The sequence below is a fragment of the Halomonas sp. MMH1-48 genome (assembly GCF_022348105.1).
Lineage (GTDB): Bacteria > Pseudomonadota > Gammaproteobacteria > Pseudomonadales > Halomonadaceae > Vreelandella > Vreelandella piezotolerans.
Genome location: NZ_JAKRFL010000010.1, coordinates 67,553 through 92,080, shown reverse-complemented (window position 1 = coordinate 92,080; position 24,528 = coordinate 67,553). Strand labels below are relative to the sequence as shown.

25 protein-coding genes are annotated in these 24,528 nt (G+C 57.6%); 5 read left to right on the top strand and 20 right to left on the bottom strand.

The annotated features are described in order from the left end of the window. Positions 1–23: 23 nt before the first annotated feature. On the bottom strand, positions 24–824 hold the full coding sequence (locus tag MHM37_RS10805) for an undecaprenyl-diphosphate phosphatase (protein WP_058577339.1): 801 nt from the start codon (positions 822–824) through the stop codon (positions 24–26). Between the two features lie 193 nt (positions 825–1,017). Here MHM37_RS10805 and MHM37_RS10800 point away from each other — a divergent pair, with 193 nt between their 5' ends. After that, positions 1,018–2,211, top strand: coding sequence for a cation diffusion facilitator family transporter (locus tag MHM37_RS10800; protein WP_058577338.1), 1,194 nt, complete (start codon positions 1,018–1,020; stop codon positions 2,209–2,211). Positions 2,212–2,227: 16 nt separating this feature from the next. Here the strand turns inward: MHM37_RS10800 and mgtE are convergent, their stop codons facing one another. The 19 genes from mgtE to argC all read right to left on the bottom strand — a co-directional run bounded on the left by mgtE (position 2,228) and on the right by argC (position 19,948). Further along, positions 2,228–3,610: a magnesium transporter gene (gene mgtE / locus MHM37_RS10795; protein WP_058577337.1), complete on the bottom strand. Its 1,383-nt coding sequence runs from the start codon at positions 3,608–3,610 to the stop codon at positions 2,228–2,230. 118 nt (positions 3,611–3,728) lie between these two features. Further along, a complete protein-coding gene (locus MHM37_RS10790) occupies positions 3,729–4,157 on the bottom strand; it encodes a F0F1 ATP synthase subunit epsilon (protein ID WP_044628606.1) in 429 nt (142 codons plus the stop codon). A gap of 24 nt (positions 4,158–4,181) precedes the next feature. Then, entirely contained in the window at positions 4,182–5,561 is a 1,380-nt protein-coding gene (atpD, locus tag MHM37_RS10785) for a F0F1 ATP synthase subunit beta (RefSeq protein ID WP_058577336.1), read from the bottom strand. 76 nt (positions 5,562–5,637) lie between these two features. Then, complete coding sequence (atpG, locus tag MHM37_RS10780; protein ID WP_058577335.1) at positions 5,638–6,525, bottom strand: F0F1 ATP synthase subunit gamma; 888 nt, start codon at positions 6,523–6,525, stop codon at positions 5,638–5,640. 65 nt (positions 6,526–6,590) lie between these two features. Then, positions 6,591–8,135 carry a F0F1 ATP synthase subunit alpha gene (gene atpA / locus MHM37_RS10775; RefSeq protein ID WP_058577334.1) on the bottom strand — a complete coding sequence of 515 codons (1,545 nt, stop codon included), beginning with the start codon at positions 8,133–8,135 and terminating at the stop codon, positions 6,591–6,593. A 16-nt stretch (positions 8,136–8,151) separates the two neighbouring features. Continuing rightward, positions 8,152–8,685 (bottom strand): F0F1 ATP synthase subunit delta, encoded by a 534-nt coding sequence (locus tag MHM37_RS10770; RefSeq protein ID WP_058577333.1) that lies wholly within the window; start codon positions 8,683–8,685, stop codon positions 8,152–8,154. A gap of 11 nt (positions 8,686–8,696) precedes the next feature. After that, the gene (locus tag MHM37_RS10765) at positions 8,697–9,167 is read right to left on the bottom strand and encodes a F0F1 ATP synthase subunit B (protein ID WP_044628601.1); all 471 of its coding nucleotides are present in this window, start codon (positions 9,165–9,167) and stop codon (positions 8,697–8,699) included. A gap of 76 nt (positions 9,168–9,243) precedes the next feature. Continuing rightward, positions 9,244–9,471, bottom strand: a complete 228-nt coding sequence (gene atpE / locus MHM37_RS10760) for a F0F1 ATP synthase subunit C (RefSeq protein ID WP_007112217.1) — start codon at positions 9,469–9,471, stop codon at positions 9,244–9,246. Positions 9,472–9,536: 65 nt separating this feature from the next. After that, entirely contained in the window at positions 9,537–10,364 is an 828-nt protein-coding gene (gene atpB, locus MHM37_RS10755) for a F0F1 ATP synthase subunit A (protein WP_058577370.1), read from the bottom strand. A 16-nt stretch (positions 10,365–10,380) separates the two neighbouring features. Next, on the bottom strand, positions 10,381–10,773 hold the full coding sequence (locus tag MHM37_RS10750; RefSeq protein ID WP_153843635.1) for an ATP synthase subunit I: 393 nt from the start codon (positions 10,771–10,773) through the stop codon (positions 10,381–10,383). A gap of 218 nt (positions 10,774–10,991) precedes the next feature. After that, positions 10,992–11,918, bottom strand: coding sequence for a ParB/RepB/Spo0J family partition protein (locus tag MHM37_RS10745; protein ID WP_058577331.1), 927 nt, complete (start codon positions 11,916–11,918; stop codon positions 10,992–10,994). 55 nt (positions 11,919–11,973) lie between these two features. Next, positions 11,974–12,741, bottom strand: a complete 768-nt coding sequence (locus tag MHM37_RS10740; RefSeq protein ID WP_058577330.1) for a ParA family protein — start codon at positions 12,739–12,741, stop codon at positions 11,974–11,976. After that, the gene (gene rsmG, locus MHM37_RS10735) at positions 12,741–13,406 is read right to left on the bottom strand and encodes a 16S rRNA (guanine(527)-N(7))-methyltransferase RsmG (RefSeq protein WP_239296644.1); all 666 of its coding nucleotides are present in this window, start codon (positions 13,404–13,406) and stop codon (positions 12,741–12,743) included. The genes MHM37_RS10740 and rsmG overlap by 1 nt, the downstream gene beginning before the upstream one ends. Continuing rightward, a complete protein-coding gene (gene mnmG, locus MHM37_RS10730) occupies positions 13,403–15,307 on the bottom strand; it encodes a tRNA uridine-5-carboxymethylaminomethyl(34) synthesis enzyme MnmG (protein WP_239296643.1) in 1,905 nt (634 codons plus the stop codon). The genes rsmG and mnmG overlap by 4 nt, the downstream gene beginning before the upstream one ends. Before the next feature lie 576 nt (positions 15,308–15,883). Continuing rightward, the gene (locus MHM37_RS10725; protein WP_275437436.1) at positions 15,884–16,642 is read right to left on the bottom strand and encodes an amino acid ABC transporter ATP-binding protein; all 759 of its coding nucleotides are present in this window, start codon (positions 16,640–16,642) and stop codon (positions 15,884–15,886) included. Positions 16,643–16,652: 10 nt separating this feature from the next. Then, entirely contained in the window at positions 16,653–17,324 is a 672-nt protein-coding gene (locus MHM37_RS10720; protein ID WP_058577326.1) for an amino acid ABC transporter permease, read from the bottom strand. Positions 17,325–17,430: 106 nt separating this feature from the next. After that, positions 17,431–18,198 (bottom strand): transporter substrate-binding domain-containing protein, encoded by a 768-nt coding sequence (locus MHM37_RS10715; RefSeq protein WP_058577325.1) that lies wholly within the window; start codon positions 18,196–18,198, stop codon positions 17,431–17,433. A 148-nt stretch (positions 18,199–18,346) separates the two neighbouring features. Continuing rightward, a complete protein-coding gene (gene erpA / locus MHM37_RS10710; RefSeq protein WP_058577324.1) occupies positions 18,347–18,700 on the bottom strand; it encodes an iron-sulfur cluster insertion protein ErpA in 354 nt (117 codons plus the stop codon). A 213-nt stretch (positions 18,701–18,913) separates the two neighbouring features. Further along, the gene (gene argC / locus MHM37_RS10705; protein WP_139526155.1) at positions 18,914–19,948 is read right to left on the bottom strand and encodes an N-acetyl-gamma-glutamyl-phosphate reductase; all 1,035 of its coding nucleotides are present in this window, start codon (positions 19,946–19,948) and stop codon (positions 18,914–18,916) included. Positions 19,949–20,118: 170 nt separating this feature from the next. On the opposite strand from argC, the gene MHM37_RS10700 reads away from it, so the two are divergent. From MHM37_RS10700 to hemL, 4 genes are read left to right on the top strand one after another with little or no spacing between them, the layout of a single operon-like run. After that, on the top strand, positions 20,119–21,918 hold the full coding sequence (locus MHM37_RS10700) for a chloride channel protein (protein WP_139526156.1): 1,800 nt from the start codon (positions 20,119–20,121) through the stop codon (positions 21,916–21,918). A 28-nt stretch (positions 21,919–21,946) separates the two neighbouring features. Then, positions 21,947–22,378, top strand: coding sequence for a protoporphyrinogen oxidase HemJ (hemJ, locus tag MHM37_RS10695; protein ID WP_058577321.1), 432 nt, complete (start codon positions 21,947–21,949; stop codon positions 22,376–22,378). Further along, positions 22,378–23,187: a hydroxymethylpyrimidine/phosphomethylpyrimidine kinase gene (locus tag MHM37_RS10690; protein WP_239296642.1), complete on the top strand. Its 810-nt coding sequence runs from the start codon at positions 22,378–22,380 to the stop codon at positions 23,185–23,187. The genes hemJ and MHM37_RS10690 overlap by 1 nt, the downstream gene beginning before the upstream one ends. Positions 23,188–23,223: 36 nt before the next feature. Next, complete coding sequence (gene hemL / locus MHM37_RS10685; RefSeq protein ID WP_058577319.1) at positions 23,224–24,504, top strand: glutamate-1-semialdehyde 2,1-aminomutase; 1,281 nt, start codon at positions 23,224–23,226, stop codon at positions 24,502–24,504. Positions 24,505–24,528 lie beyond the last annotated feature (24 nt).

Sequence of the window (24,528 nt, the reverse complement as noted above, 5' to 3'; positions counted from 1 at the left end):
ATGTCCTTCATTGAACGCGCGGGTTAAAAATGAAAAAACCAGAGTAGCCAGGCACCAAACAGCACGCGGTATACCACGAACGGCTGCATCCCCAGCTTTTTGATTACGACGAGAAAGTAGTGAATACACACGAAGGCGCTGATACCCGATAAAAGCGCCCCTATTAGCATAGCGGGTACGTCGATCGAGTGAGGCGCTTTGAAGAGATTCACCGCTTCGAGGCCACCGGCGAGCACGATGACGGGAATCGAGAGCAAGAACGAGAAGCGCGCGGCGCCTTCTCGATTCATGCCAACCATCAGCGCCGCGGTCATCGTGATCCCCGAGCGCGACGTACCGGGGATCAGCGCTAATACCTGAGCGCCGCCGATGATCAGCACGTCTTTTAGCGTCAACTGATACTCGCTGCGGATACCACGCTTTTTCCAGTCGGCGTAGCCTAGCAGTAAGCCGAACCCGATCAGGCTAAGGCCGATGATCAGCGTCGAGCGCATGTAGCCTGCGATCAGGTCATGGAGAAGAAAGCCGACGATGCACACCGGCAAGGTGGCCACGACCACCCAAAACGCCAGACGCGCATCCTCATTGACGCCTTTGCCTCTTACCGCCGTGAGGCTGCTAGCGATCATTTGCCAAATTTCCTGGCGAAAATAGAGGACGACGGCGCTCAAGCTACCCAAGTGGAGTGCCACATCGAACGCGAGACCTTGGTCTTCCCAGGTGGTGAGCACCGGCACCAAAATCAGATGAGCGGAGCTGGAAATCGGAAGAAATTCAGTGAGCCCCTGCACCACCGCCAATACTACCACTTGGAGCCAATCCATAGGTCGTCCTGTCTATGTTCTGTGTTGCGTTATGAAATGAGGTCGTCTCACCTGCAGCGGCGCTTAGGATACACATCCCAACTTTCATTGTCCGCACCGGTAACGCCTGAGAATGCACAAGAGGGTATAGAGCTTGCCCGGCGGTAAGCTACAATGGGCATCTAATGGAAGTGTGCGTCCCTGCAGGTACCTCATGACTCAGACCGTAGAAACGCCAGTGGTTCCCAACCACGAGCTAGATAGCCAAGAAGCCAAGCGCGTGACCTATATCGGCGCTTGGCTAGACGGTTTCCTGAGCGTCATTAAAGTCGCTGTGGGCTTTTTGGTCGGTTCGGCAGCCCTCATTGCCGATGGTATCCATTCGCTCTCCGACCTCGTGACCGATGGGTTCGTGCTGGCAGCCATTCACTATGGCCGCCAAGAGCCCGATAACGACCACCACTACGGCCATGGCCGGATCGAAACCCTGACCACGCTGCTGCTCGGTAGCGTGCTGATTTTCGTGGCCGGGGGTATTGCCTGGTCGAGCCTGGATCGCCTGTTCAGCGGCACGGAAGTCAATGCCCCTGGCCTGATCGCCATTGCCATTACCGTTTTGGCCCTGCTTAGCAAAGAGTGGATCTTCCGCTACACCATGCGAGTAGCAAAGCGGGTGAAATCCAAATTGCTTGAAGCCAACGCTTGGCACTCGCGCAGCGATGCCCTGTCGACTGCCGTGGTACTGGTGGCACTGGTAGGCGCTCAGTTTGGCCTGGGTTGGCTAGACGCCATCGCCGCGATCATCGTCGGGCTGTTAGTGGGTAAGGTGGGTTGGGATTTATTGTGGGAGTCCGCACGCGAGCTGGTGGATACCGCGCTGCCCGAAGATATTCAGCAGCAGATGCACGACGTCGCCTGCAGCGTGCCGGGGGTGGATAGTGTCCACGACCTGCGCACTCGCCAGTCTGCCGGGTGGGTGATGGTGGATCTGCACGTGGTGGTCGGGCCGAAGATCACCGTGTCGGAAGCCCATGAAATCGGCAACGAAGTGAGCCGTCGCCTGCGCCATGAATTCCCACTGCTGACCGACGTCATCTTCCACGTCGACCCAGAAGATGACGCTGGTGAAGGCGACCCGAGCCGCCTACCCGGCCTGCCGCTGCGTCCAGAAGTGGAAGCGGCGCTGAACGAGCGATGGTACCGCCACCCGGTGTGGCGCACGCTGAATGACCTACAGCTTCACTACTTGGACGATAAGGTCTCGGTGTCGCTGATCATTGGCGACGCCGTTCACCAGCCGCCTCAGTGTTTGGCGAGCCAGCTCAAGGCGCTCGCCAGCGACATCGAGTGGCTGGGTCATGTGGAGGTCATGTTCATCACCCGGGCGGCCAGCAGCGCCATGCGCTAGGCTACCCTAACCCAGATCAGACGCCGGCAAGTATGGCCGTTGCAATACTGAAGTAAATCAGTACGCCGGTTGCATCGATCAGCGTGGTCACCAGCGGAGCCGAGGCCGTCGCGGGGTCTACTTTGAAGCGCTCCAAAACGAACGGTAAGCACATGCCGATCAAGCTGCCAAACAGCACGATGGTCACCATGCTGAGCGCCACGATGATGGCCACCGCTTCCCCGCCGCGAAAAATCCCAATGGGGGCGACGGCAATGGCCATGGTCAAACCCAATGAACCGGCCACCAACAGCTCACGCCCAAGCATCTTGCTCCAATCCTTCACGCCCACATCGCCGGTGGCCATGCCGCGCACCATCAGCGTGGCGGCCTGCGCTCCGGCATTACCGCCACTACCGATCAGCAGCGGTAAGAAAAATACCAGCGCCACCTGAGCAGCAATGGTCTCCTCGAAATAAGCGATGCCAGCCCCCGAAAAAAGGTTGGCAAAGACCAGTAAGACCAGCCAAAACACGCGTTTGCGGTAAAGACTCCACAGCGGTACCCGGCTCACGCCATCCTCTAGCTGACCGATGGACATCCCTTTGTGGATATCTTCGGTGGCTTCCGACTCAGCGACGTCCATAGCATCGTCGTGGGTCACGATGCCGACCATACGACCATCGGCATCGATCACCGGCAGCGCCAGCAAATCGTAGCGGGCCACGATACGCGCCACCTCCTCCTGCGCTTTGTCCACGGGCGTGTTGATGACGTCTTTGATCATGATGTCATCGACCACTGCCCCAGGTCGCGCGACCATGAGTTGACGCAGCGACATGGTGCCGATCAGATGGCCGTCGCTGTCCAACACATAGAGCTGGTAGACCGTTTCCGCATCGGGCGCGGTTTGGCGCACGCGCATCATTGCTTGTGACACCGTCATGCCACTGGCTATGGCAACATAGTCAGAGGTCATGATGGCGCCGGCAGTGCCCTCTTCATAGCTCGCCAAGCGCTTGAGATCCTCGCGCTCCTGGTGCGCCATACGACGCAACAGCGCTTCGCGACGGTCTTCCCCAAGCCGGTTGAACAAATCCGCCCGCTCATCGGAGCCCATCTCTTCGAGCAGCTTGAGCACCTGGGTATCGGACAGTTCACCTACGACCTCGAGCTGGCTCTCTTTGGGTAGATAGCCCAACACATTGGCGGCTCGTTCGGTGGAGAGAATGTCCAACACCGTCAAAGCGGCGCTTAACTCTTCATCCTCTTCGATCAGCTCTTCGAGCACTTCGCCGATGTCAGCCGAGCGGATTTCGGCGAGGCGTTCCGCCAATTGCGACTTACTGGGATCTTCCTTGACCAGCTCATCGAGCAGCTCGGTCTTCAACGCCTGTAAGGCCTCTTCGTTTAGCGCCATCGCTCGCTCCTGAGACGTTCAACTCTGGGATGACTCACCCGCATATTAACAGACAAAAAAAACGCCCCTTAAACCCTGAATCGGGTTTAAGGGGCGTTTGATTACGCAGAGCGTCTAACTAGCCTTTACCCGCCTTTTTACGCAGCTGCTGAATCGTTCGCAGCTGAGCAACGGCTTCGGCAAGTTCAGCGGCAGCACGGGTATAATCCAGCTCCGCTGACTTCTCGTTAAAGGCTTTCAGCGCCTGCTGACGCGCTTCCTCGGCAGCGGCCTCGTCGAGGTCGCTGGCACGCGCCGCAGCGTCTGCCAGGATCGTCACGACATCTGGCTGGACTTCCATGAAGCCGCCAGAGACAAAGAAGTTCTCTTCCTTGCCATCATCGTGGATCACGCGGATCGGGCCCGGCTGAAGCTCGGTCAGCAGCGGGGCGTGCCCCGGCAAAATGCCGAGGTCACCCATAATCCCGGAAGCAATCACCTGCTCAACCTTACCTGAGAAGATGGATGCTTCTGCGCTGACGATATTGCAAGTGAAGCTATTCGCCATAGCGAATCCCCCTAATGGACGGGATTACTTCTTCATCTGGTTGGCTTTTTCGACAGCTTCGTCGATGGAGCCGACCATGTAGAAGGCCTGTTCCGGCAGATCGTCGTAGTCACCCGCGAGGATGCCCTGGAAGCCACGAATGGTGTCTTTCAGCGACACGTACTTACCGGGCGAGCCCGTGAAGACCTCGGCCACGAAGAACGGCTGCGACAGGAAGCGCTGGATCTTACGCGCACGGGCAACGGCCAGCTTGTCTTCGTCAGACAGCTCGTCCATACCCAGAATCGCGATGATGTCCTTCAGTTCCTTGTAACGCTGCAGAACGTTCTGAACGCCACGTGCTACGTCGTAGTGCTCTTCACCGACAACCAGCGGATCCAGCTGACGCGAGGTGGAGTCCAGCGGGTCGATCGCGGGGTAGATACCCAGCTCAGCGATGGAACGCGCCAGTACCACGGTCGCATCCAGGTGCGAGAAGGTGGTGGCTGGCGAGGGGTCGGTCAAGTCATCCGCCGGGACGTAAACGGCCTGTACGGAAGTGATAGAGCCCGTTTTGGTCGAGGTGATACGTTCCTGCAGAACGCCCATCTCTTCGGCCAGCGTCGGCTGATAACCTACCGCAGACGGCATACGACCCAGCAGGGCGGATACTTCGGTACCGGCCAGGGTGTAACGGTAGATGTTGTCGACGAACAGCAGAACGTCGCGGCCTTCATCACGGAATTTTTCCGCAATGGTCAAACCGGTCAGCGCCACGCGAAGACGGTTACCGGGCGGCTCGTTCATCTGACCGTAGACCAGCGCTACCTTGTCGATAACGTTGGACTCGGTCATTTCGTGATAGAAGTCGTTACCCTCACGCGTACGCTCACCGACACCCGCGAAGACAGAGTAGCCGCTGTGCTCGGTGGCGATGTTGCGGATAAGCTCCATCATGTTAACGGTTTTACCAACACCCGCACCGCCGAACAGACCGACCTTACCGCCTTTCGCGAAAGGGCAGACCAGATCGATGACCTTGATACCGGTCTCGAGCAGCTCGTTAGACGCTGCCTGATCGGCATAGCTCGGCGCTTTTCGGTGGATCGGCATACGCTCTTGCTCACCGATCTCACCTGCTTCGTCGATCGGCTCGCCGAGTACGTTCATGATGCGACCCAGCGTTTCCTTACCGACCGGTACGGAAATCGCGGCACCTGTGTTGGTTACGTCCAAGCCACGTTTTAAGCCCTCGGTGGAGCCCATGGCAATGGCGCGTACTACGCCGTCGCCCAGCTGCTGCTGGACTTCGAGGATGGTCTCAACGTTGGAGACCTTCAGCGCGTCGTAGACCTTGGGCACAGAGTCCCGCGGAAACTCTACGTCAATCACCGCGCCGATGATTTGTACGATACGTCCGCTCATCTTGGTTCCTCTCAAAAACCTGCAAATGAAACCTGTTTGCCGGGAGCCACCTTAGCGATGGCAGGCTCCCTTGGCGTTATACGGCTGAAGCGCCGCCGACGATCTCGGAAATTTCCTGGGTGATGGCGGCCTGACGGGCCTTGTTGTACACCATCTCCAGATCGTCGATCAGGTTGCCCGCGTTATCAGTGGCACTCTTCATAGCGATCATTCGGGCGGCCTGTTCGCACGCACCGTTTTCGACTACCGCCTGATACACCTGCGATTCGATGAATCGAACCAACAGGCTGTCTAGCAACGCCTTGGCATCCGGTTCATACAGGTAGTCCCAGCTTCCGGGACGGGCGTTTTCTTCGTCATGCTTAGCGTCAGCGCCCATGTCAGGCGACAGCGGAAGAAGCTGACGCACGACGGGCCGCTGGGTCATGGTGTTGACGAACTCGTTATACACCACGTACAGACGATCCAGGCGTCCTTCGTCATACGCTTCGAGCATGACCTTGACACTACCGATCAGACCCTCGACGGTCGGTGCTTCCCCTAGTCCGCTCTTGGCCGCAATCAAGTTGCCGCCATAGTTGCGGAAGAAAGCACCGGCTTTCGAACCGAGGGCACAGAAGTCCAGCTCAGCGCCTTGCTGTTTCCAGGCAACGGCGTCTTTCACCACTGCCTTGAACAGGTTGACGTTCAAGCCGCCACACAGGCCACGATCGGTGGAGACCACAATGTAACCAACACGCTTTACCTCGTTACGCTCGACCATATAGTCGTGCTTGTACTCGGGGTTCGCGTCGGCAATGTGGCCTACCACGTTACGAATCTGCTTGGCGTACGGCTGGCCAGCCTTCATCAGATCTTGCGCTTTACGCATTTTCGATGCAGCCACCATTTCCATGGCGCTGGTAATCTTCTGCGTATTTTTAATGCTCCCGATCTGGGTGCGTATCTCTTTTGCAGCTGCCATAGCGATCTACCTTTCGTTCGTGGCTCTCAGAAAGCATGCAAGCCCGCCCGTAGGCGGGCCGGACATTACCAGCTCTGAGTCGCCTTGAACTTCTCGAGACCTGACTTCAAGCCGTCCTGAATCTCACCGTTGTAGTCGCCGGTCTGGTTGATCTTATCGAGCAACTCGCTGTGCTCGGACTTCATGTAGTCGTGCAGGGCACGTTCGAAATCCAGCACCTTGTCGACGCTCACATCGTCCAGGTGACCTTCGTTAGCGGCGTACAGAGACAGCGCCATTTCCGCCACTGACATCGGCGAGTACTGCTTCTGCTTCATCAGTTCGGTCACGCGTTGGCCGTGCTCGAGCTGCTTGCGCGTCGCTTCATCAAGGTCAGAGGCAAACTGCGAGAACGCCGCCAGTTCACGATACTGAGCCAGGGCCAGACGCACACCGCCCCCCAGCTTCTTGATGATCTTGGTCTGCGCAGCACCACCGACACGAGAAACCGAGAGACCTGCGTTGATCGCCGGACGAATACCGGAGTTGAACAGGTTGGTTTCCAGGAAGATCTGACCATCGGTGATAGAGATAACGTTGGTCGGAACGAACGCCGATACGTCACCACCTTGTGTTTCGATGATCGGCAGTGCGGTCAAGGAACCGGTTTTGCCCTTCACTTCGCCGTTGGTGAACTTCTCGACGTAGTCGGCGTTGACGCGAGCGGCACGCTCCAACAGACGCGAGTGGAGATAGAACACGTCACCCGGGTAAGCTTCACGGCCCGGCGGACGACGCAGCAGCAGCGATACCTGGCGGTAGGCAACGGCCTGCTTGGAAAGATCGTCATACACGATCAGCGCGTCTTCACCGCGGTCACGGAAGTACTCGCCCATGGTGCAGCCAGAGTAAGCGGCCAAGAACTGCATCGGTGCCGGGTCGGCAGCGCCCGCGGCCACGACGATGGTGTGATCCATCGCGCCGTGCTCTTCTAGCTTGCGCACCACGTTAGCAATGGTCGACTGCTTCTGACCGATGGCGACGTAGACACAGGTCACGCCTTTGCCTTTCTGGTTGATGATCGCATCGATGGCAATGGCGGATTTACCGATCTGACGGTCACCGATGATCAGCTCACGCTGACCACGACCGATCGGTACCATGGCGTCGATGGATTTCAGACCGGTTTGGATCGGCTCGTCAACGGACTGACGGGTAATGACGCCAGGCGCCACTTTTTCGACCGCGTCAGTCTGTTTGGCGTTGATGTCGCCTTTGCCGTCGATGGGGTTACCCAGCGCATCGACCACACGACCCACCAGCTCGGGGCCTACCGGCACTTCCAGAATGCGACCGGTACACTGGGCGGTCATGCCTTCTTCGAGCTGCAGGTAGTCACCCAGGACAACGGCACCCACGGAGTCACGCTCCAGGTTGAGTACCATGCCGAAGATGCTGTTGGGGAATTCGATCATTTCACCGAACATCGCGTCTTCGAGGCCGTGAATTTTCACGATACCGTCGGAAACGCTGACGATGGTGCCCTGATTACGGGCTTCGGATGCGACGTCAAGCTTCTCGATTCGCTGCTTGATGATGTCGCTGATCTCGGAAGGATTCAGTTGCTGCATGCCATGTCCCTCAGACTCAAGCGGTCAGCGCTTCGGAAAGTCGGTTCAATCGACCACGCACCGAACCGTCAATGACGGTATCGCCGGCACGCAGGATGACACCGCCAATCAGCGCCTTGTCCACCTGAGTAGTAATGGAGATTTCGCGATTCAGACGTTTCTTGAGCGCGTTTGCTAGCTTGGTCTGCTGTTGGCTGTCCAACTCGTAGGCGGACGTGACCAATACCTCGACTCGCTGCTCATGATCGGCACGCAGGTGCTCGAACTGTTCAGCGATGAAAGGCAGAGCCAACAGACGACCTTGGTCGGCCAGGGTATCCAGAAAGCGCGATACGTCGGTGCTCTGCTCCGGCAACATATCAGAGAGCAGAGCGACCTTTTTGTCGTTCTCGAGCTTTGGACTGCCCAGCAGGCGACGTACATCGCTGTTGGCAACCGCTGCGCTTAAAAAACCCAGCGCTTTGGACCAGCTATCAAGCGCCTCATGATCACGCGCGTATTCAAACGCCGCCTTAGCGTAAGGACGAGCGACGGTCAATAATTCCGCCATGGGTCACCTCCTTACAGTTCAGCAGCAAGCTCATCAAGTAACTTGCGATGTGCTTTCTCGTCGACCGAAGCTTCAAGGACACGCTCGGCACCTAGGATGGCGAGGTGAGAAACCTGGGCACGAAGCTCGTCTTTTGCACGATTCACTTCTTGCTCGATTTCGGAACGAGCGCTTGCCATCAGGCGTTCGCCTTCAGCGCGAGCCTGTTCGCGTGCTTCTTCGATCATTTGAGCAGAGCGCTTGTTGGCTTGCTCGAGAATTTGAGAAGCCTGCTCCTTGCTTTCACGCAGCGTTTGCTCAGCACGCTCTTGAGCAAGCTCAAGGTCGCGCGTCGCACGGCTGGCTGCGTCCAAGCCATCAGCAATTTTCTTCTGACGCTCGTGAAGCGCGTTGCTGATCGGAGGCCACACATACTTTATGCAAAACCAGACAAAGATCGCGAAGGCGATCGTCTGCCCGATAAGCGTCATGTTGATATTCACAGGGATGTACCTCTGACAAGTTCGTGGCGACCGGAGTGAAACAAAACCGAGCGGATGACCGCTCGGTCAAGCTGCATTAACCGGCGACAACGAAGATCAGGTACATCGCGATACCAACACCGATCATCGGAACGGCGTCCAGCAGGCCGGCCATGATGAAGGTTTTGGTTTGCAGCTGGTCGCCCAGTTCCGGCTGACGCGCAGTCGACTCGAGCAGTTTGCCGCCCAGAAGAGCGAAGCCAATACCGGTAGCCAGTGCGCCCAGACCGATGATGATAGCAGCTGAGAGATAAACCATTTCCATGATGTTGCTCCTGAGTTTAAGTTTTGGTTAAGGGTTGAGGGTTAATGAAAACGTCGTTGCTTGGTTTAGTGGTGTTCGTGCGCCGCGCTGAGGTAAACCACCGACAGCGTGGTGAAAATAAAGGCCTGCAGCGTTACCACGAGGATGTGGAAGATGGCCCATGGCACGTCCAACAGCCAGATTGCCCAGAACGGTAGTAGCGCAATCAGGATAAAGATAACTTCACCGGCGAACATGTTACCGAACAGACGCAGGCCGAGACCCAGCGGCTTCACAAGCAGGCCAATCACTTCCAACACCAGATTGAAGGGGATTAGCGCCCAGTGATTGAACGGCGTTAGTGACAATTCTTTGGCGAAACCACCGGCACCTTTGACTTTGATGCTGTAGTAGATGATCAAACAGAACACGCCTAGCGCCATACCCAGCGTGGCATTGGGGTCCGTAGTCGGTACGATTTTCATGTACTCGACGCCCAGACGCTTGAAGAGCTCGGGGCCATAGTCGACCGGGATGATCTTCAGCGTGTTCATGAGCAGAATCCACACGAACAGCGTGAGCGCCAGAGGCGCAATGATGGGGTTGCGGCCATGGAACGTGGCCCGCGTGAGGTTTTCGATGAACTCGACAACCATCTCAACGGCATTTTGCAGGCCGCTGGGAACGCCGGTGGTCGCCGCTTTACCGGCTTTACGGAAAATCCAGATGAACAGAAGGCCCATGGCGATGGACCAGCCCATGGTGTCCAAGTGAATGGCCCAAAAGCCCATTTCACGGGCTTCTTCGGCGGAGTGCGCCAGCGACCAGCCATTCTCTGGGTGTTTACCAAAGGTCAGGTTCTGCAAGTGGTGCTGGATATAGTAAGTCGATGAGACTTCGTTTCCTGCGGCCATAGACATGTCACCTCAATCAGTTGTGCGATTTCCCAGGCATTAGCCAAGGCGCAAGCCAATGCGTCAGAACAACCGCAACATAAGCACTAAAAAAGAAAGCGGGGTTTGAGGGGGGCACTACCACGAACACCAGCGCAAACAGCGCCACCGTCAAACCAAACTTGCCTGCCTCGGCACGAAACAGGTCCATTGCGCCCGATATTCGGCGCGTATTGCGAAAAATTCCTAACCGCTGTATGAAGAAAGCATGCGGTAGCAGTGCTACCAACGCTCCCGTTATGACCGACACGACCCCTGGCATCTGAGCAAAGGGGTAAACAAGCATTGCGCCGACTAGCATGACAACGAGCTGGGCGCAGATAAGTCGGACTACATAGGCTCGCCTGCGCTGGGTTTCAATTCGCTGCATATGCTTTCAACATCGTGCCTGTTCGCCAACGATTCCCCAGCGCGTTAAGCGGGTTGCTCACGGTGCCTTCTGGCATACCTATAAGCAACCTGCACAAATCTTGCGCGATTATAGGGAAGCGCTATCACACCTTCAACCGAAGTTGCACGGATTTCGCGCGTTTCAGCGCCGACTTGCGACCAAAGGGTGAAAAACTGGCCGCATCTTCCATTAGCCTGCTATTTAATATGCGCCAGGATTCCGTCCAACTCTTCGAGGCTAGTGTAGCGAATGGTGACCTTCCCCTTGCCCTTTTGGCCATGGTCGATCGACACCGGGGCACCCAGCAGTTCGCCTAAATGCGTCTCGAGCCGAGCAACGTCCGGTGTTTTGGAGACCTGCTTGGGAGATGAGGTAGACGCCTGTTGAGTCTGAACTTTTTTTACCAATGCCTCGGTGTCGCGCACCGTAAGATCTTTATTGACCACTTCGTGGGCCACCTGACGCTGCTGGGCACTGGACAGCGATAGCAGCGCTCGGGCGTGGCCCATATCGAGATCTCCCCGCTCCAGCAGTGTCTGCACTTCCGGGTCGAGGGCGAGCAGGCGCAGAAGATTGGCCACTTGGGTTCGGGATTTTCCTACTGCATCGGCGATCTGCTGCTGCGTTAGCTCGAATTCGTCGCCCAGGCGCTTCAAGGCCAATGACTCTTCGATCGCGTTGAGATTTTCCCGCTGAATGTTTTCGATCAGCGCCAGCGCCAGCGCTACCTCATCGCTAACGTGGCGAATGACGGCGGGAATGACGTCTAGCTCGGCCAACTGCGCCGCTCGCCAGCGCCGCTCACCGGCAATGATTTCGTAACGCTCTTGGCCAATGGGACGAACGACAATGGGTTGCATGACCCCTTGGGCGCGAATGGAGTCGGCAAGCTCTTCCAGCGCTTCGGGCTGAATGTCGCGGCGAGGTTGATACTTGCCACGTGTCAATTGACCCAGCGGCAGGCGCTCCAAACGTTCGGGGGCGTCATCCGACATGCCCTCGGGTAGGGACGCCTCAGCGTTGTCCAGCGTTGTCTCGCCGGTGAGATCCAAACTGTCACGACGACGGGCGCCCGCACCAATCAGGGCATCCAGGCCACGTCCTAGCGCGCGTTTACGCGTCATTCGCTTTCCCTCGTACTTTTTATGTTACGTACTGTTAACGCTACGGTAGCCACCGTTACAACGATAGGCGCCGAATCATCTCTTTGGCCAGCACGCGATAGGCTTGGCTACCCCGCGAGAAACGCGCATATTGGGTCACAGGAACACCATGGCTCGGCGCTTCAGCGACTTTGACGTTGCGCGGAATGGTCGTTTTGAGCAGCGCATCACCGAAAAAGTCGCGCAGTTGCTTATCCACTTCCCGAGTGAGGCTGGTGCGCTTGTCGTACATGGTGCGCAGAATGCCCGACACGGCAAGCTCGGGGTTCACACTTTGCTTGATCTGTTCCACGGTATCTAGCAATGCCGAGAGGCCTTCCAGCGCATAAAACTCGCACTGCAGCGGGATCAGCACGCCGTGGGCTGCCGTCAGAGCATTCACGGTCAGCATGTTCAGCGACGGGGGGCAGTCGATCAGCACCACGTCATAGTCGTTTGCAACGCTGGCGAGCGCTAGTGACAAGCGACTTTGGCGTTGGTCGCTATCCAGTAGTTCCACTTCTGCTGCGGTCAGGTCGCCGTTACCAGGGAGCACATCGTAGCGCACCGTCTGCCCGCGCACGATGACGTCACCGGCGGAGGCCTCGCCAAGCAGCACGTCGAGTACGCTTTTTTCAAGATCGTATTTATCGATCCCGCTGCCCATGCTGGCGTGTCCCTGGGGATCGAGATCCACCAACAGTACGCGGCGATCCAGAGCCGCCAGGCTCGCGGCCAGGTTAACGGCTGAAGTGGTCTTGCCCACGCCGCCTTTTTGGTTGGTCAGGGCAATGATCTGGCTCACTACGCAACTCCTTTTGGGGTCAGGATCAACAGCTGCCGCTCGGCGGTTTCGAAGGGTACATTCAACAGGTGGCGTTCACTCAGTGCAATGCCGTCGGGCAATTCACGTAGCTCGTCATCGGCACCGGGACCTTTCATCGCTAGCCACTGACCGTCGGCGGCAGGCAGCGAGTGGGTTAACGTCACGAAGTCGACCAGACTGGCAAACGCCCGCGAAATCACTTGATCGAACGATTGCCCGGTAAACTGCTCGACGCGGGCTTGGGTCGGGGTCACGTTCGTCAGTGACAGCTCCATCACTGCTTGACGCTGGAAACGTACTTTTTTGCCATTGCTATCCAACAGCGTTACCCGAAGCTCCGGGTTCATGATGGCCAGTACCAAGCCCGGCAGGCCTGGCCCCGCCCCTACGTCGAGAAGCTCAGGACCATGAACGTAGGGCGCCACGGCGGCGCTATCCAGCATATGACGGGAGACCATCTCCTCGACATCGCGCACTGCAGTGAGGTTATAAGCCCGATTCCACTTGTGCAACAGCGCTAGTAATCCGAGCAGTTGCTCTCGTTGCGTCGTCGTCACGGATACGCCCAGGTCGGCCAGCCCCTGGTCCAACTTAGGCGCAACGCCGCTGGGCAGCAGATCGATCAATGGCTGCAGTGCGCTCATCCGTTGGCGACCTCGGTATGACTGACCAAACGGCGCTTTTTCAGGTGAATCAACAGAATCGATACCGCCGCTGGCGTCACACCGGAAATACGTGCGGCTTGCGCGAGGGTTTCCGGGCGCGCAGCGCTGAGCTTTTGGCGGATCTCATGGGAGAGCCCTTCCACCGTCTGATAATCCAGTTCGGCGGGTAACGGGGTCGCTTCGTGGCGCTTCAGCTTATCGATTTCATCCTGCTGACGGTCGATATAGCCCTGATACTTGGCCTGAATCTGCACCTGCTCGGCGACCGCGTCGTCGTCGATATCGCCGCTCTCCATGCCAGGTAGCTCGGCGATATCGGCATAGGTTAGCTCGGGCCGCTTCAGTAGATCACTCAGATTGTACTCACGCGGCAGCGGTTTACCGGTCTTTTCGGCAATTTTCGCAGCGGCCGGGCTGTTGGGCTGTACCCAAGCAGTGGCCAGACGCGCCGTTTCACGCTCGATGGCGTCACGCTTTTGACTAAAGGCTGCCCAACGAGCATCGTCGACCAAACCCAAACTGCGGCCTTTCTCGGTCAAGCGCAGATCGGCATTGTCTTCACGCAGCAGCAAACGGTACTCCGCACGGGACGTGAACATACGGTAGGGCTCTTTGGTGCCCATGGTGATCAAGTCGTCTACCAGTACGCCCAAGTAAGCTTCATCACGGCGTGGGTACCACGCCTCGAGCTGCTTGGCGCGGCGAGCGGCGTTCAAGCCCGCCAAAAGACCTTGCGCGCCGGCTTCTTCGTAACCGGTGGTGCCGTTGATCTGTCCGGCAAAAAACAGGTTGTTGATAAATTTCGTTTCCAGAGAGTGTTTCAAATCCCGTGGATCGAAGAAATCGTACTCGATGGCGTAACCAGGACGCGTGATGTGCGCGTTTTCGAGCCCTTTGATCGAGCGCACCACCTGCAACTGCACGTCGAAAGGCAGCGAGGTCGAGATGCCGTTGGGGTAGAGCTCGTGGGTATCCAGACCTTCCGGTTCGATGAACACCTGATGGCTCGATTTGTCGGCGAAGCGATGCACCTTGTCTTCAATCGACGGGCAGTAGCGTGGGCCGATGCCTTCGATTACGCCGGAGTACATGGGGGAACGATCGAGGTTGTTCAGGATGATCTCGTGGGTGCGCTCGTTGGTGTGCGCAATATGGCAGCTCACCTGCCGGGGATGCATGTCGCGGGAGCCAAGGTAGGACATCACCGGCGTTGGCGTATCGCCTGGCTGCTCTTCCAATTGGGAAAAATCGACGGTCTTGGCGTCGATACGCGGCGGCGTACCGGTTTTGAGCCGGTCAACGTGAAGTGGCAGTGCCCGCAGTCGTTCAGCCAGTGCGTTGGAAGGCGGATCACCGGCGCGGCCGCCGCGGCTTTGATCGAGTCCAATGTGAATAACCCCACCCAGGAAGGTGCCGGTCGAGAGCACGACGGATTCTGCGTGGAAGCGAATGCCCGTCTCGGTCACGACGCCACGCACGGTGTCGTTATCCACAATGAGATCGCCAGCCGCCTGCTGAAAAATCGTCAGGTTGGGTTGGTTTTCCAACATGCCGCGAATGGCGGCTTTGTAGCGGACGCGATCAGCCTGGGCACGAGTTGCGCGCACCGCGGGCCCTTTACGTGCATTGAGCACGCGAAACTGGATGCCGCCTAAATCCGTGGCTAGCCCCATTGCACCGCCGAGCGCATCGATTTCTTTGACCAAATGACTTTTGCCAATGCCACCGATGGCCGGGTTGCACGACATTTGGCCGAGCGTCTCGATGTTGTGGGTCAGCAATAGGGTTTGACAGCCCATACGAGCAGAGGCCAGTGCGGCTTCGGTTCCCGCATGGCCACCGCCGATGACAATCACGTCAAAGCGGTCGGGGTAATTCAAGAGACACCTCGTCTTGCGCCTATTGGCACGATGATGTGGTCAGCGATTCGCCGCTGATGAAATTAGCCCGCCAGTATAAACCTCCTGTGGGTAACCGTCAGGTTTTTCCACACCCCGTATGCAACGCAGTGTCGTTATTAATAACAAAATAAAAATATATAAGAGAAGTTCTGTTAATGTTGTAACTACTGGTGTGGACAAAATCTGTTGATAAGTCAATATTCTCTATATTTTTTATAACCTTATATTGTTGACCTTTACGTGATTAAAGGGCGGAGTGCCTGCGTAGAAGCGGTGGTGGAGCTGTGGATTAAACATCGACTTACCCACAGCGCTGCTTGACAACGGGTTATCCACCTATGGATACCGTGCTTGTTACCGTACCTGTGAACAAGCCGGTCGATACGGCCGTATCGCTTGGAGAGCTGCTTATGCTGGGGGCCGTAGCGCTACGGCGGGACGCGTGTAAAAAATAGTATCCACAGGCAAAAAAATGGCCTGTCAGGAAGACAGGCCATCGGGTGAGTCGCTTTTTGTGCTTTGGTCGCCCTTAACAGAGCGGAGATCAAGTGCGTATCAGTGCTTGAGTACGCGCGCCAAAAACGATTGGGTGCGCTCGTGTTGAGGCGCATCAAAGAGTTGCTCGGGTGGGCCTTGTTCGGCAATTTCGCCCTTATGGATAAAGATGATGCGGTCGGCTACCTCACGGGCAAAGCCCATTTCGTGGGTCACGATCACCATGGTCATGCCCTCCTTAGCTAGCTCTCGCATGGCATCCAGCACTTCACCAATCATCTCGGGATCGAGCGCCGACGTTGGCTCGTCGAACAGCATGAGGCGCGGCTCCATCGCCAACGCACGCGCCAGCGCCACACGCTGCTGCTGGCCGCCGGAGAGCTGGCTGGGATACTTGTTGGCCTGATCGGCAATGCCGACGCGCTCCAGCAGCCGCTTGGCGGTCTCTTCGGCGTCTTGGCGGCTCCAGCCGCGGACCTTCATGGGTGCCAGCGTAATGTTGTCGAGCACGCTCAGATGGGGAAAGAGATTGAACTGCTGGAACACCATGCCCACTTCGGTACGGATGGTTTGCAGCGCCTGGCTGTTTTTACCGTTGGGCAACAGCGTGTTGCCGTCGACCTCTAAACTACCTGACTGAAACTCTTCCAAACCGTTGATACAGCGGATCAACGTGGACTTGCCGGAACCACTGGCTCCGATGACCACGACGACCTCACCCGGGACGATGTCCAGGTCGATATCCTTGAGAACGTGCAGACTGCCAAAGTGCTTGTGGAGCTTTTGCATACGCACAATGGGCGTTTGAGTAGAAGTCATCGTGCGCTCCTTATTGTCCGGCGAGGCCACGGCGCTCTAGTTGACGCAGCACCAGGGAAAGGGTCCAGGTAATGGCGAGATACATCAGCGCCACCATGAAATAGACCTCCAACGCGGTGAAGGTGGTCGCGATATAGATCTGTCCTTGGCGGACTAGCTCACTCACCCCGATGACGGAGAAGAGCGAGGTGTCTTTGATACTGATGATGCCCTGATTGCCGAGCGGCGGAATCATGCGGCGCAGTGCCTGAGGCCAGATGACATAGCGGAAGGCCTGTACCCTAGAGAGGCCAAGCGAAAGCGATGCTTCTCGCTGGCCGCGTTCGATGGATTGCACGCCGCCGCGCACGATCTCGGAGATATAAGCCCCAGAGTTGACGGCAATGGCGGCAATGCCCGCGACCAGGGCGTTGATGGGCCCACCCAGCAGTTGCGGCAAGCCGTAAAAGATGAAAAGCACCTGGACCAAGATGGGGGTGCCGCGGAATACCTCGACGTATACGATGGCAGGCCAGCGTAACCAGCGCACGGGACTAATGCGCAGCAGGCCGAAGAAAATACCGATGAAAAAGCCAATCGCTAGACCGCCAAAGGAGATCAGTAGCGTCCAGGGAATACCGGGTAATAAATAGGGGATCGAGCTAAACGCAGCCGACCAGTCGAACTGAAAGTTAACGTCCACGCGTTATCTCCAGGTAAAGAAAACAACGACACAGGGCCGGGGGAAATGGCCGCCCGGCCCTGTGGTGAGAATCGCTTCAAGCGTTGGCGATGAGCTATTGCGCGATTTAGTCAGCGCTAGGGGCTTCACCGAACCATTTGGTGTAGATCTCGTCGTAGGTGCCATCTTCACGCATAGCGGCTAGTGCCTCATTGGTCGGCTCTACCCACTCGCTGCCTTTGTGGAAGACGATGCCGTACTGCTGACCTTCGTATAGCGGGCCGACGACCTTAGTACGTCCCTCACCACGGGTTTGTGAGAAGTAAGCTACGTTGGGCGCATCGTAAAGTACGGCATCGACGTTACGGCCCAGCAGTGCCATGTACATATCGGCGGTGCCAGGATAGGGCGTGATGTCGGCGTTCTCGCCTAGCTCTTGTTGTAGGAAGTCGTAGCTGGTAGAGCCGATTTTAGTGGCCACTGACAGCCCTTCGAGATCCTCGATGGAGGAGACCTCTTCGTTGTCGGCGCGTACGATGATTTGCAGACCGGAGTCGTAGTAGGGATCGGAGAAGTCGACGACTTGAGCGCGCTCTTCAGTGATAGTGGTGCCCGCAATGGCGATTTCTTGACTGCCGGTTTGCACCGCAGGAATGATGCCCGAGAACTCCATGGTGGTGAGATTGACTTCGAAGCCAGCGCGCTCGGCCACTTCGTTGATGATGTCCATGTCGAAGCCGATCATTTCACCGGTATCGGGGTCGAGCATTTCGAAAGGCACAAAGCTTGGGTCAGTGGCCACGTTGACGGTAGGCGTTTGCGCAAACGCAGTGGTACTGCCCAAGCCCAGTGTAATGGCCGTGGCGATCGCAGAGGTAGTGAATAGGTGTTTCATTAGTTTCCCCATGTTTTATGTGGTTAGCCACGCAATTTATAGAATTTTTTTTCTTATAAATCGGCTAGGCAACCGTTATTGACCTTTCAACCTTGGCGAGAAACCGCCAAGGCGTCAAGTCATGGGGAGCGGTTGTCACCAACGCTGGTCACACCATAAACGAGGCGCCACACCCGCAAGTGGTGGTGGCATTGGGGTTTTGGACACGAAAACGCGCACCCGCCAGGCCCTCTTCATAATCGACCGTGGAGCCGACCAAGTACTGGTAGGAGAGCGGGTCGACGACCAGCGTGGCGTCGCCAAACTCGATCAGCGTGTCGTCGTCGGCAACGCTATCCGCGAAGTCGAAACCGTACTGAAAACCCGAGCAGCCGCCACCGGTGACGTAGACGCGCAGTTTTAGTGCCGGGTTACTCTCTTCGGCCATCAACGCTTTGATACGTTTGCGTGCGCTGTCCGACAGTAACAGGGGGGTTGGAACAAAAGCTTCTGCACCGCTCATGGGTACCTCCCGCGAGCTTTAAAAACGAATAATCCGCAATGAGGGACGATTATGGGTAATTCCCAGCAAATTGGTCAACTATTGCATCGGCATATCAAGCAGAGGGCAGCTCGCCGAGGAGGCGCTGTGAATCCTTCCATGGAAGCTACATTTGCCCCTTGGCAAATGACCTCCTCTCTGAGCTGCCCTCTGCATGCTGGTTTTGCGAGTTGTTTAAGGCATCAGCGCAGGAGCGTTCAGGCCCATGTGTTCGTCGAAGCCAAACATCAGGTTGAGGTTTTGGATGGCTTGACCCGAGGCACCCTTCACGAGGTTATCGATGACCGACAGGACCACGACCGTATTGCCGTCATTCGGGCGGTGGACGGCGATCCGGCAGGTATTGTTGCCTTTGACACTGCGGGTTTCCGGATGGCTACCGGCAGGCATCACGTCGACGAACGGCTCATTGGCGTAGCGTTGCTCGAACAGTGCCTGTAGATCCTCTGGCTCGGCGGTGAGCGTGCCATAGAGCGTGGCGTGAATGCCGCGGATCATGGGCGTTAGATGAGGAACGAAGGTCAATCCCACCGGGTGGGACTGCATGTCGCTCAAGCCTTGACGGATTTCCGGCAGGTGCCGGTGGCCGCTCGCGCCGTAGGCTTTCATGGACTCACTGGCCTCGGCCAGTAGCGAGCCGACCTTGGCACCGCGACCAGCGCCGGTTACGCCGGATTTACAGTCGGCAATCAGCTGGCTCGGATCGATCAAGCCAGCCTCCAATAGCGGTAAGTAACCAAGCTGAACCGCCGTGGGATAGCAGCCGGGCACCGCGATCAGGCGCGCTGTCTTGATCTTTTCGCGATGCATTTCAGGGAGGCCGTAGACGGCTTCTTCGAGCAGTTCGGGCGCGCCGTGGGGTTGGTCGTACCAGCGGCTCCACTCGTCGGCATCGCGCAGCCGGAAGTCGGCGGAGAGATCGATCACCCGAGTGCCGTTGGCCAGCAGCTCGCCGGCAAGCGCGTGAGCAACGCCATGGGGCGTGGCGAAAAAGACCGCATCCATCGCGCCCAGCGCCTGAGCGTCGGGTTCGCTAAACGCCAAGGTGTCATAGTGGCCGCGCAAATTAGGGTACATGTCGCACACTTTTACGCCCGTCTCCGAGCGCGAGGTAATGGCCTTGACGTTTACCTGAGGGTGCTGAGCCAGCAGTCTGAGAAGTTCGACGCCGGTATAACCGGTGCCGCCCACGATGCCAACGTTTATCACAAACCACTCCTTGTGCGCTTCGCGCAATCGACGCTTGAATAATTAACAGCCTAATGAGTGTGACCAGGCTGTCGAAGTGTATCCAGCTATGATACACAAGAGAGGCAGCGCTTGAGAGCGCTGCACAGCACGAGACAATGAAACGAACAACAAACGCAAGGACGGACGTTGTGGCACGTTTTTCTCGGTCAGACTTCACCCTAGAGAGCTTTCGCCGCCAATTGGCGAACGTGGATGCGTTGCCGCAGCTATGTGTGCTGGGGCTGGTGTCCGGGGTGATTACCGGGGCGGTGATGGTGGCGTTTCGCCTGCTGCTGGAAGCGGGGGCGGCGCTCTACATGCCGGACGGTGATCCGGAAGCCTTCGAAGGGTTGACGCCTTGGCTAAGAGCACTTCTGCCGATCATGGCCGTCACGTTGATTGGTCTGTTGCTCTATCGGCAGCGGTCTACCGCACGCAAACTCGGCGTCAGCCATGTGATCGAGCGACTGACCTATCATCAGGGTCGCTTCCCGCTGCGCAACTGGCTGAATCAATGGTGGGTGGGTGTGGTTTCGGTGCTTGGTGGTTTGTCCGCCGGGCGCGAAGGCCCGGCGATCCACTTGGGCGCGGCGGCGTCCAGCGGGTTAGGGCTTAAGCTGCGGCTGCCCAATAATAGCTTGCGGGTGTTGGTGGCTTGCGGCACGGCGGCGGGTATTTCCGCTTCGTTCAATACGCCCATTGCGGGGGTCATCTTTGCCATGGAAGTGGTGATGATGGAGTACACCCTGATGAGCTTCATGCCGGTGATCCTGGCCTCCACCATGGGCGCGCTGGTGGCGCAGGTGATGTATGGCAACGAGCCTGCGTTTCGCATTCCCGAGGTGGCGTTAGGCTCGCTGATGAATCTGCCCTGGATCGTGGTGATTGGCTTGGTCATAGGTTTGATGGCAGGGCTCTTCATCCATATTTCACGAAGTCAGCGCCTACAAACCCTGCCGCTGTGGTTGAGATTGGGCGTCGTGGGTGTCGGCACCGGGGTATTGGCGTGGTGGTTTCCGGAGATTCAAGGAATTGGCTATGACAGTGTCGCCGCGGCACTGAATAATCAGTTGGCTATCAACGTTCTGCTGGCGCTGATGGTGGCCAAACTGTTGATCACGGCGATAACCGTCGCAGGCGGTGTGCCGATTGGTATTATTGGCCCGGTACTGGTGGCGGGGGCAGCCACTGGGGCCCTGGGTGGCATGCTCGGCGGCTGGCTATGGCCCGAGAAAGCCGCTGACCCGGGCATTTACGCCATGCTCGGCATGGCAGCGATGATGGGGGCTGTTCTACAGGCGCCTCTCGCGGCGCTGATGGCGCTACTAGAGCTGACGCATACCCCCAATATCATGTTGCCGGGAATGCTGGTCGTGGTGGTGGCCTGCTTGACGTCGCGCCAGCTGACGGGCTGTGAAGGTTTCTTCATTAGCTCGGTACGCTACGGGTTACACCCCCTTCAGCAGCCGCTGATGCAGGCGCTTTCCCGGGTCTCAGTCCCAGCGGTCATGGAGCGTCGCTTAGTGCGCACTGAACGAATGATCACACCTGACCAAGCCCGCCGCTTGCTGGAAACCAACCCCATGTGGCTGGTGATCGAGCGCTCCAGTGATGACAAGCCCGTGCTGGCGCTGAAGGCGGCAGAGCTTGCTCGCTGGCTCTTGGAGCATGACGAAGCGCTCAATGGCGAAGCACCGCCGGAAGATGAGTTGGTGGATCTCTTGGAGATTCCCGGCCAACGGTTGGAAATGGCCCCGATTGGGCTACAGGCCACACTATCCGAGGCGTTTTTGAAGCTTCAAGACAGCGCGCTTGGGGCACTGTACGTCGTACATGGCTACCGACCAAAGCAGCAGCGAATTTCAGGTATCATTACTCGTGGCGCGATCGAGCGTTATTACCACTACACTGACGCTCGACAGCCGGATGTCCGTGATACTGATCCCTAATAAAGAGCCCACCGCCTAAGGAGAGACCATGTACGAATGGGTAAAGGCCATTCATTTGATGGCCGTTGTGACCTGGTTTGCCGCACTGTTCTATTTGCCAAGACTGTACGTGTACCACGCCATGGCACGCGACAAAGGCGATGAGCAAGCGATCACTTACTTCAAGACCATGGAGCGCAAACTCTATCGTGGCATCATGACGCCATCGATGATCCTGGTGCTGATTTTTGGGGGCTGGATGCTCTATTTGGTGCCCGCATGGTTTAGCCAAGGCTGGATGCATGCCAAGCTCACGCTCGTGGCGCTGCTGATTGCCTATCACCACGTTTGCTTGATTTATTTAAAACAGTTCGATCAGTCGCGCTGCACCAAGAGCCATGTCTTCTTTCGCTGGTTCAATGAAGCCCCGGTGATTGCACTGGTCGCGATTATTTTACTGGCGGTAGTGAAGCCCTTTTGATGCGTCGTCCCCTTCCCCCTGTCGTCTTAGTGTTAGCAGGCCATGATCCAACGGGCGGTGCCGGGCTGATGGCCGATAGCGAAGCCGTCGCCGCCTGTGGCGGGTGGGCCGTCACCATCCCCACGGCGCTGACTGTACAAAATTGTCATAACGTGTCCCGCGTGATGCCCGCTGACCCTGGGTCCATGCGGCAAATGGCCGAAGCCGTCAGTGACATGCAGATTGCGGCGATCAAGCTGGGGCTGCTGGCAGACGAGGCCACGCTGCGCGCTGCCGAGCAGATCATTCGCCGTTTTCCTGGCGTGCCGGTGGTGGCCGATCCGGTGCTGAAAGCAGGAGGGGGCGCTGTGTTATCCACAGCCGCTTTACAGACGCTTTACCGAGACCGGCTGTTGCCGCTTGTGGATATCTTGACGCCGAACCGCTTTGAGTTGGCGGCGCTGACACCGGAAATTCTAAAGTCCCATGACGACACTGCCCGGGCGGTGTCACTGCTGTCACAAGGTTGCCAAGCGGTGCTGGTGACGGCAACGGATGACCCCTTACCCGGTTCAGCCGAGCAGGTGGTGCATACGCTGCACTCGCCCGATACCACTCGCCAGTGGCAGTGGCCGCGCTTACCTGACGTCTTTCATGGTTCCGGCTGTACGCTCGCGTCTGCCCTAGCAGCCCGATTAGCGGTTGGTGAGCGCTTACCAACTGCCTGTGAACAGGCCCAGCACTTTACCTGGGAGAGCTTGTCTCACGGCTACCAGCCCCCGAGTGGCCAATGCTTGCCGAATCGCTTGCCACGTCCCGTGCGCTTTTGATCTCATTGGTAGTAAGTCATTTATACAGAGGATGCCATGACCACATCTGCTGAACTGTTCGACCTCGCGAGTCGCCATATCCCTGGGGGCGTGAACTCTCCCGTCCGTGCCTTCAAAGGGTTGCACCGCCCACCGGTCTTCATGGAACGTGCGCAGGGCGCTTACCTCTTCGATGTCGAGGGCAACCGCTACGTCGATTACATCGGCTCCTGGGGACCGATGATTACCGGTCACGCCGATCAAGACGTATTGGCGGCCGTACGTGCGCGGTTGGATAATGGGCTCTCGTTCGGTACCCCCACGGCCGTGGAAACCACCATGGCAGACCTGATCTGCGACATGATTCCCTCCATGGAAATGGTACGCATGACCAGTTCGGGCACGGAAGCCACCATGTCAGCGATCCGGCTGGCGCGGGGCACCACGGGACGGGATAAGATCGTCAAATTCGAGGGTAACTACCACGGCCACTCGGACTCCCTACTGGTGAAAGCGGGCTCCGGTGCATTGACCCACGGCGAGCCCAGCTCACCGGGCGTTCCGGCGTCGTTGGCCGAACACACCATTACACTCTCCTATAACGACCCGGAGGGGGTGGAAGCGTGCTTTGCCGAGATCGGTGAGCAAATTGCCTGCATCATCGTCGAGCCGGTGGCGGGCAATATGAACTGCATTCCCCCTCAGCCAGGTTTCTTGGAAACCTTGCGCCATGTCTGTAACGAGTACGGTAGTATTCTGATTTTCGATGAGGTGATGACGGGTTTCCGCGTAGCGTTGGGCGGTGCCCAGGCCTACTACGGTGTCACGCCGGATTTGACCTGCTTGGGTAAGATCGTCGGCGGTGGTATGCCGGTCGGTGCGTTTGGCGGCAAGCGCGACATCATGCAGAACATCTCGCCGCTGGGGCCGGTGTATCAAGCGGGCACGCTGTCGGGGAACCCGCTGGCCATGGCCGCCGGGGTGGCACTACTCACCAAGCTGCAGGTGCCGGGCTTCCACGATGCCTTGAGCCAGCGCGTACAAACGCTGTGTAACGGTCTACAAGAGCGCGCCAATGCAGCTCGCGTGCCGATGATGACGCAATCCGCAGGCGGCATGTTCGGTGTGTTCTTCACCTCACAATCCCGTGTGGATAACTTTGCTCAAGCCACGGCGTGTAACCCCGATGCTTTTCGTCGCTTCTTTGGCGCGATGCTGGATCATGGCGTGTACCTTGCGCCTTCTGCCTATGAAGCCGGCTTTATGTCTAGCGCACACACGCCCGAGGATATCCAGCTCACGCTGGATGCGGCCGAGAAAGCCTTTGCCGTTATGTAACGTTAAGTAACTATCTGGCCAAGT

Bases quoted from the DNA above. Each gene is read 5' to 3' on its own strand.
- MHM37_RS10805 (WP_058577339.1), bottom strand. From the start codon at position 824: ATGGATTGGCTCCAAGTGGTAGTATTGGCGGTGGTGCAGGGGCTCACT.
- MHM37_RS10800 (WP_058577338.1), top strand. From the start codon at position 1,018: ATGACTCAGACCGTAGAAACGCCAGTGGTTCCCAACCACGAGCTAGAT.
- mgtE (WP_058577337.1), bottom strand. From the start codon at position 3,610: ATGGCGCTAAACGAAGAGGCCTTACAGGCGTTGAAGACCGAGCTGCTC.
- MHM37_RS10790 (WP_044628606.1), bottom strand. From the start codon at position 4,157: ATGGCGAATAGCTTCACTTGCAATATCGTCAGCGCAGAAGCATCCATC.
- atpD (WP_058577336.1), bottom strand. From the start codon at position 5,561: ATGAGCGGACGTATCGTACAAATCATCGGCGCGGTGATTGACGTAGAG.
- atpG (WP_058577335.1), bottom strand. From the start codon at position 6,525: ATGGCAGCTGCAAAAGAGATACGCACCCAGATCGGGAGCATTAAAAAT.
- atpA (WP_058577334.1), bottom strand. From the start codon at position 8,135: ATGCAGCAACTGAATCCTTCCGAGATCAGCGACATCATCAAGCAGCGA.
- MHM37_RS10770 (WP_058577333.1), bottom strand. From the start codon at position 8,685: ATGGCGGAATTATTGACCGTCGCTCGTCCTTACGCTAAGGCGGCGTTT.
- atpE (WP_007112217.1), bottom strand. From the start codon at position 9,471: ATGGAAATGGTTTATCTCTCAGCTGCTATCATCATCGGTCTGGGCGCA.
- atpB (WP_058577370.1), bottom strand. From the start codon at position 10,364: ATGGCCGCAGGAAACGAAGTCTCATCGACTTACTATATCCAGCACCAC.
- MHM37_RS10750 (WP_153843635.1), bottom strand. From the start codon at position 10,773: ATGCAGCGAATTGAAACCCAGCGCAGGCGAGCCTATGTAGTCCGACTT.
- MHM37_RS10745 (WP_058577331.1), bottom strand. From the start codon at position 11,918: ATGACGCGTAAACGCGCGCTAGGACGTGGCCTGGATGCCCTGATTGGT.
- rsmG (WP_239296644.1), bottom strand. From the start codon at position 13,406: ATGAGCGCACTGCAGCCATTGATCGATCTGCTGCCCAGCGGCGTTGCG.
- MHM37_RS10725 (WP_275437436.1), bottom strand. From the start codon at position 16,642: ATGACTTCTACTCAAACGCCCATTGTGCGTATGCAAAAGCTCCACAAG.
- MHM37_RS10715 (WP_058577325.1), bottom strand. From the start codon at position 18,198: ATGAAACACCTATTCACTACCTCTGCGATCGCCACGGCCATTACACTG.
- erpA (WP_058577324.1), bottom strand. From the start codon at position 18,700: ATGAGCGGTGCAGAAGCTTTTGTTCCAACCCCCCTGTTACTGTCGGAC.
- hemJ (WP_058577321.1), top strand. From the start codon at position 21,947: ATGTACGAATGGGTAAAGGCCATTCATTTGATGGCCGTTGTGACCTGG.
- MHM37_RS10690 (WP_239296642.1), top strand. From the start codon at position 22,378: ATGCGTCGTCCCCTTCCCCCTGTCGTCTTAGTGTTAGCAGGCCATGAT.
- hemL (WP_058577319.1), top strand. From the start codon at position 23,224: ATGACCACATCTGCTGAACTGTTCGACCTCGCGAGTCGCCATATCCCT.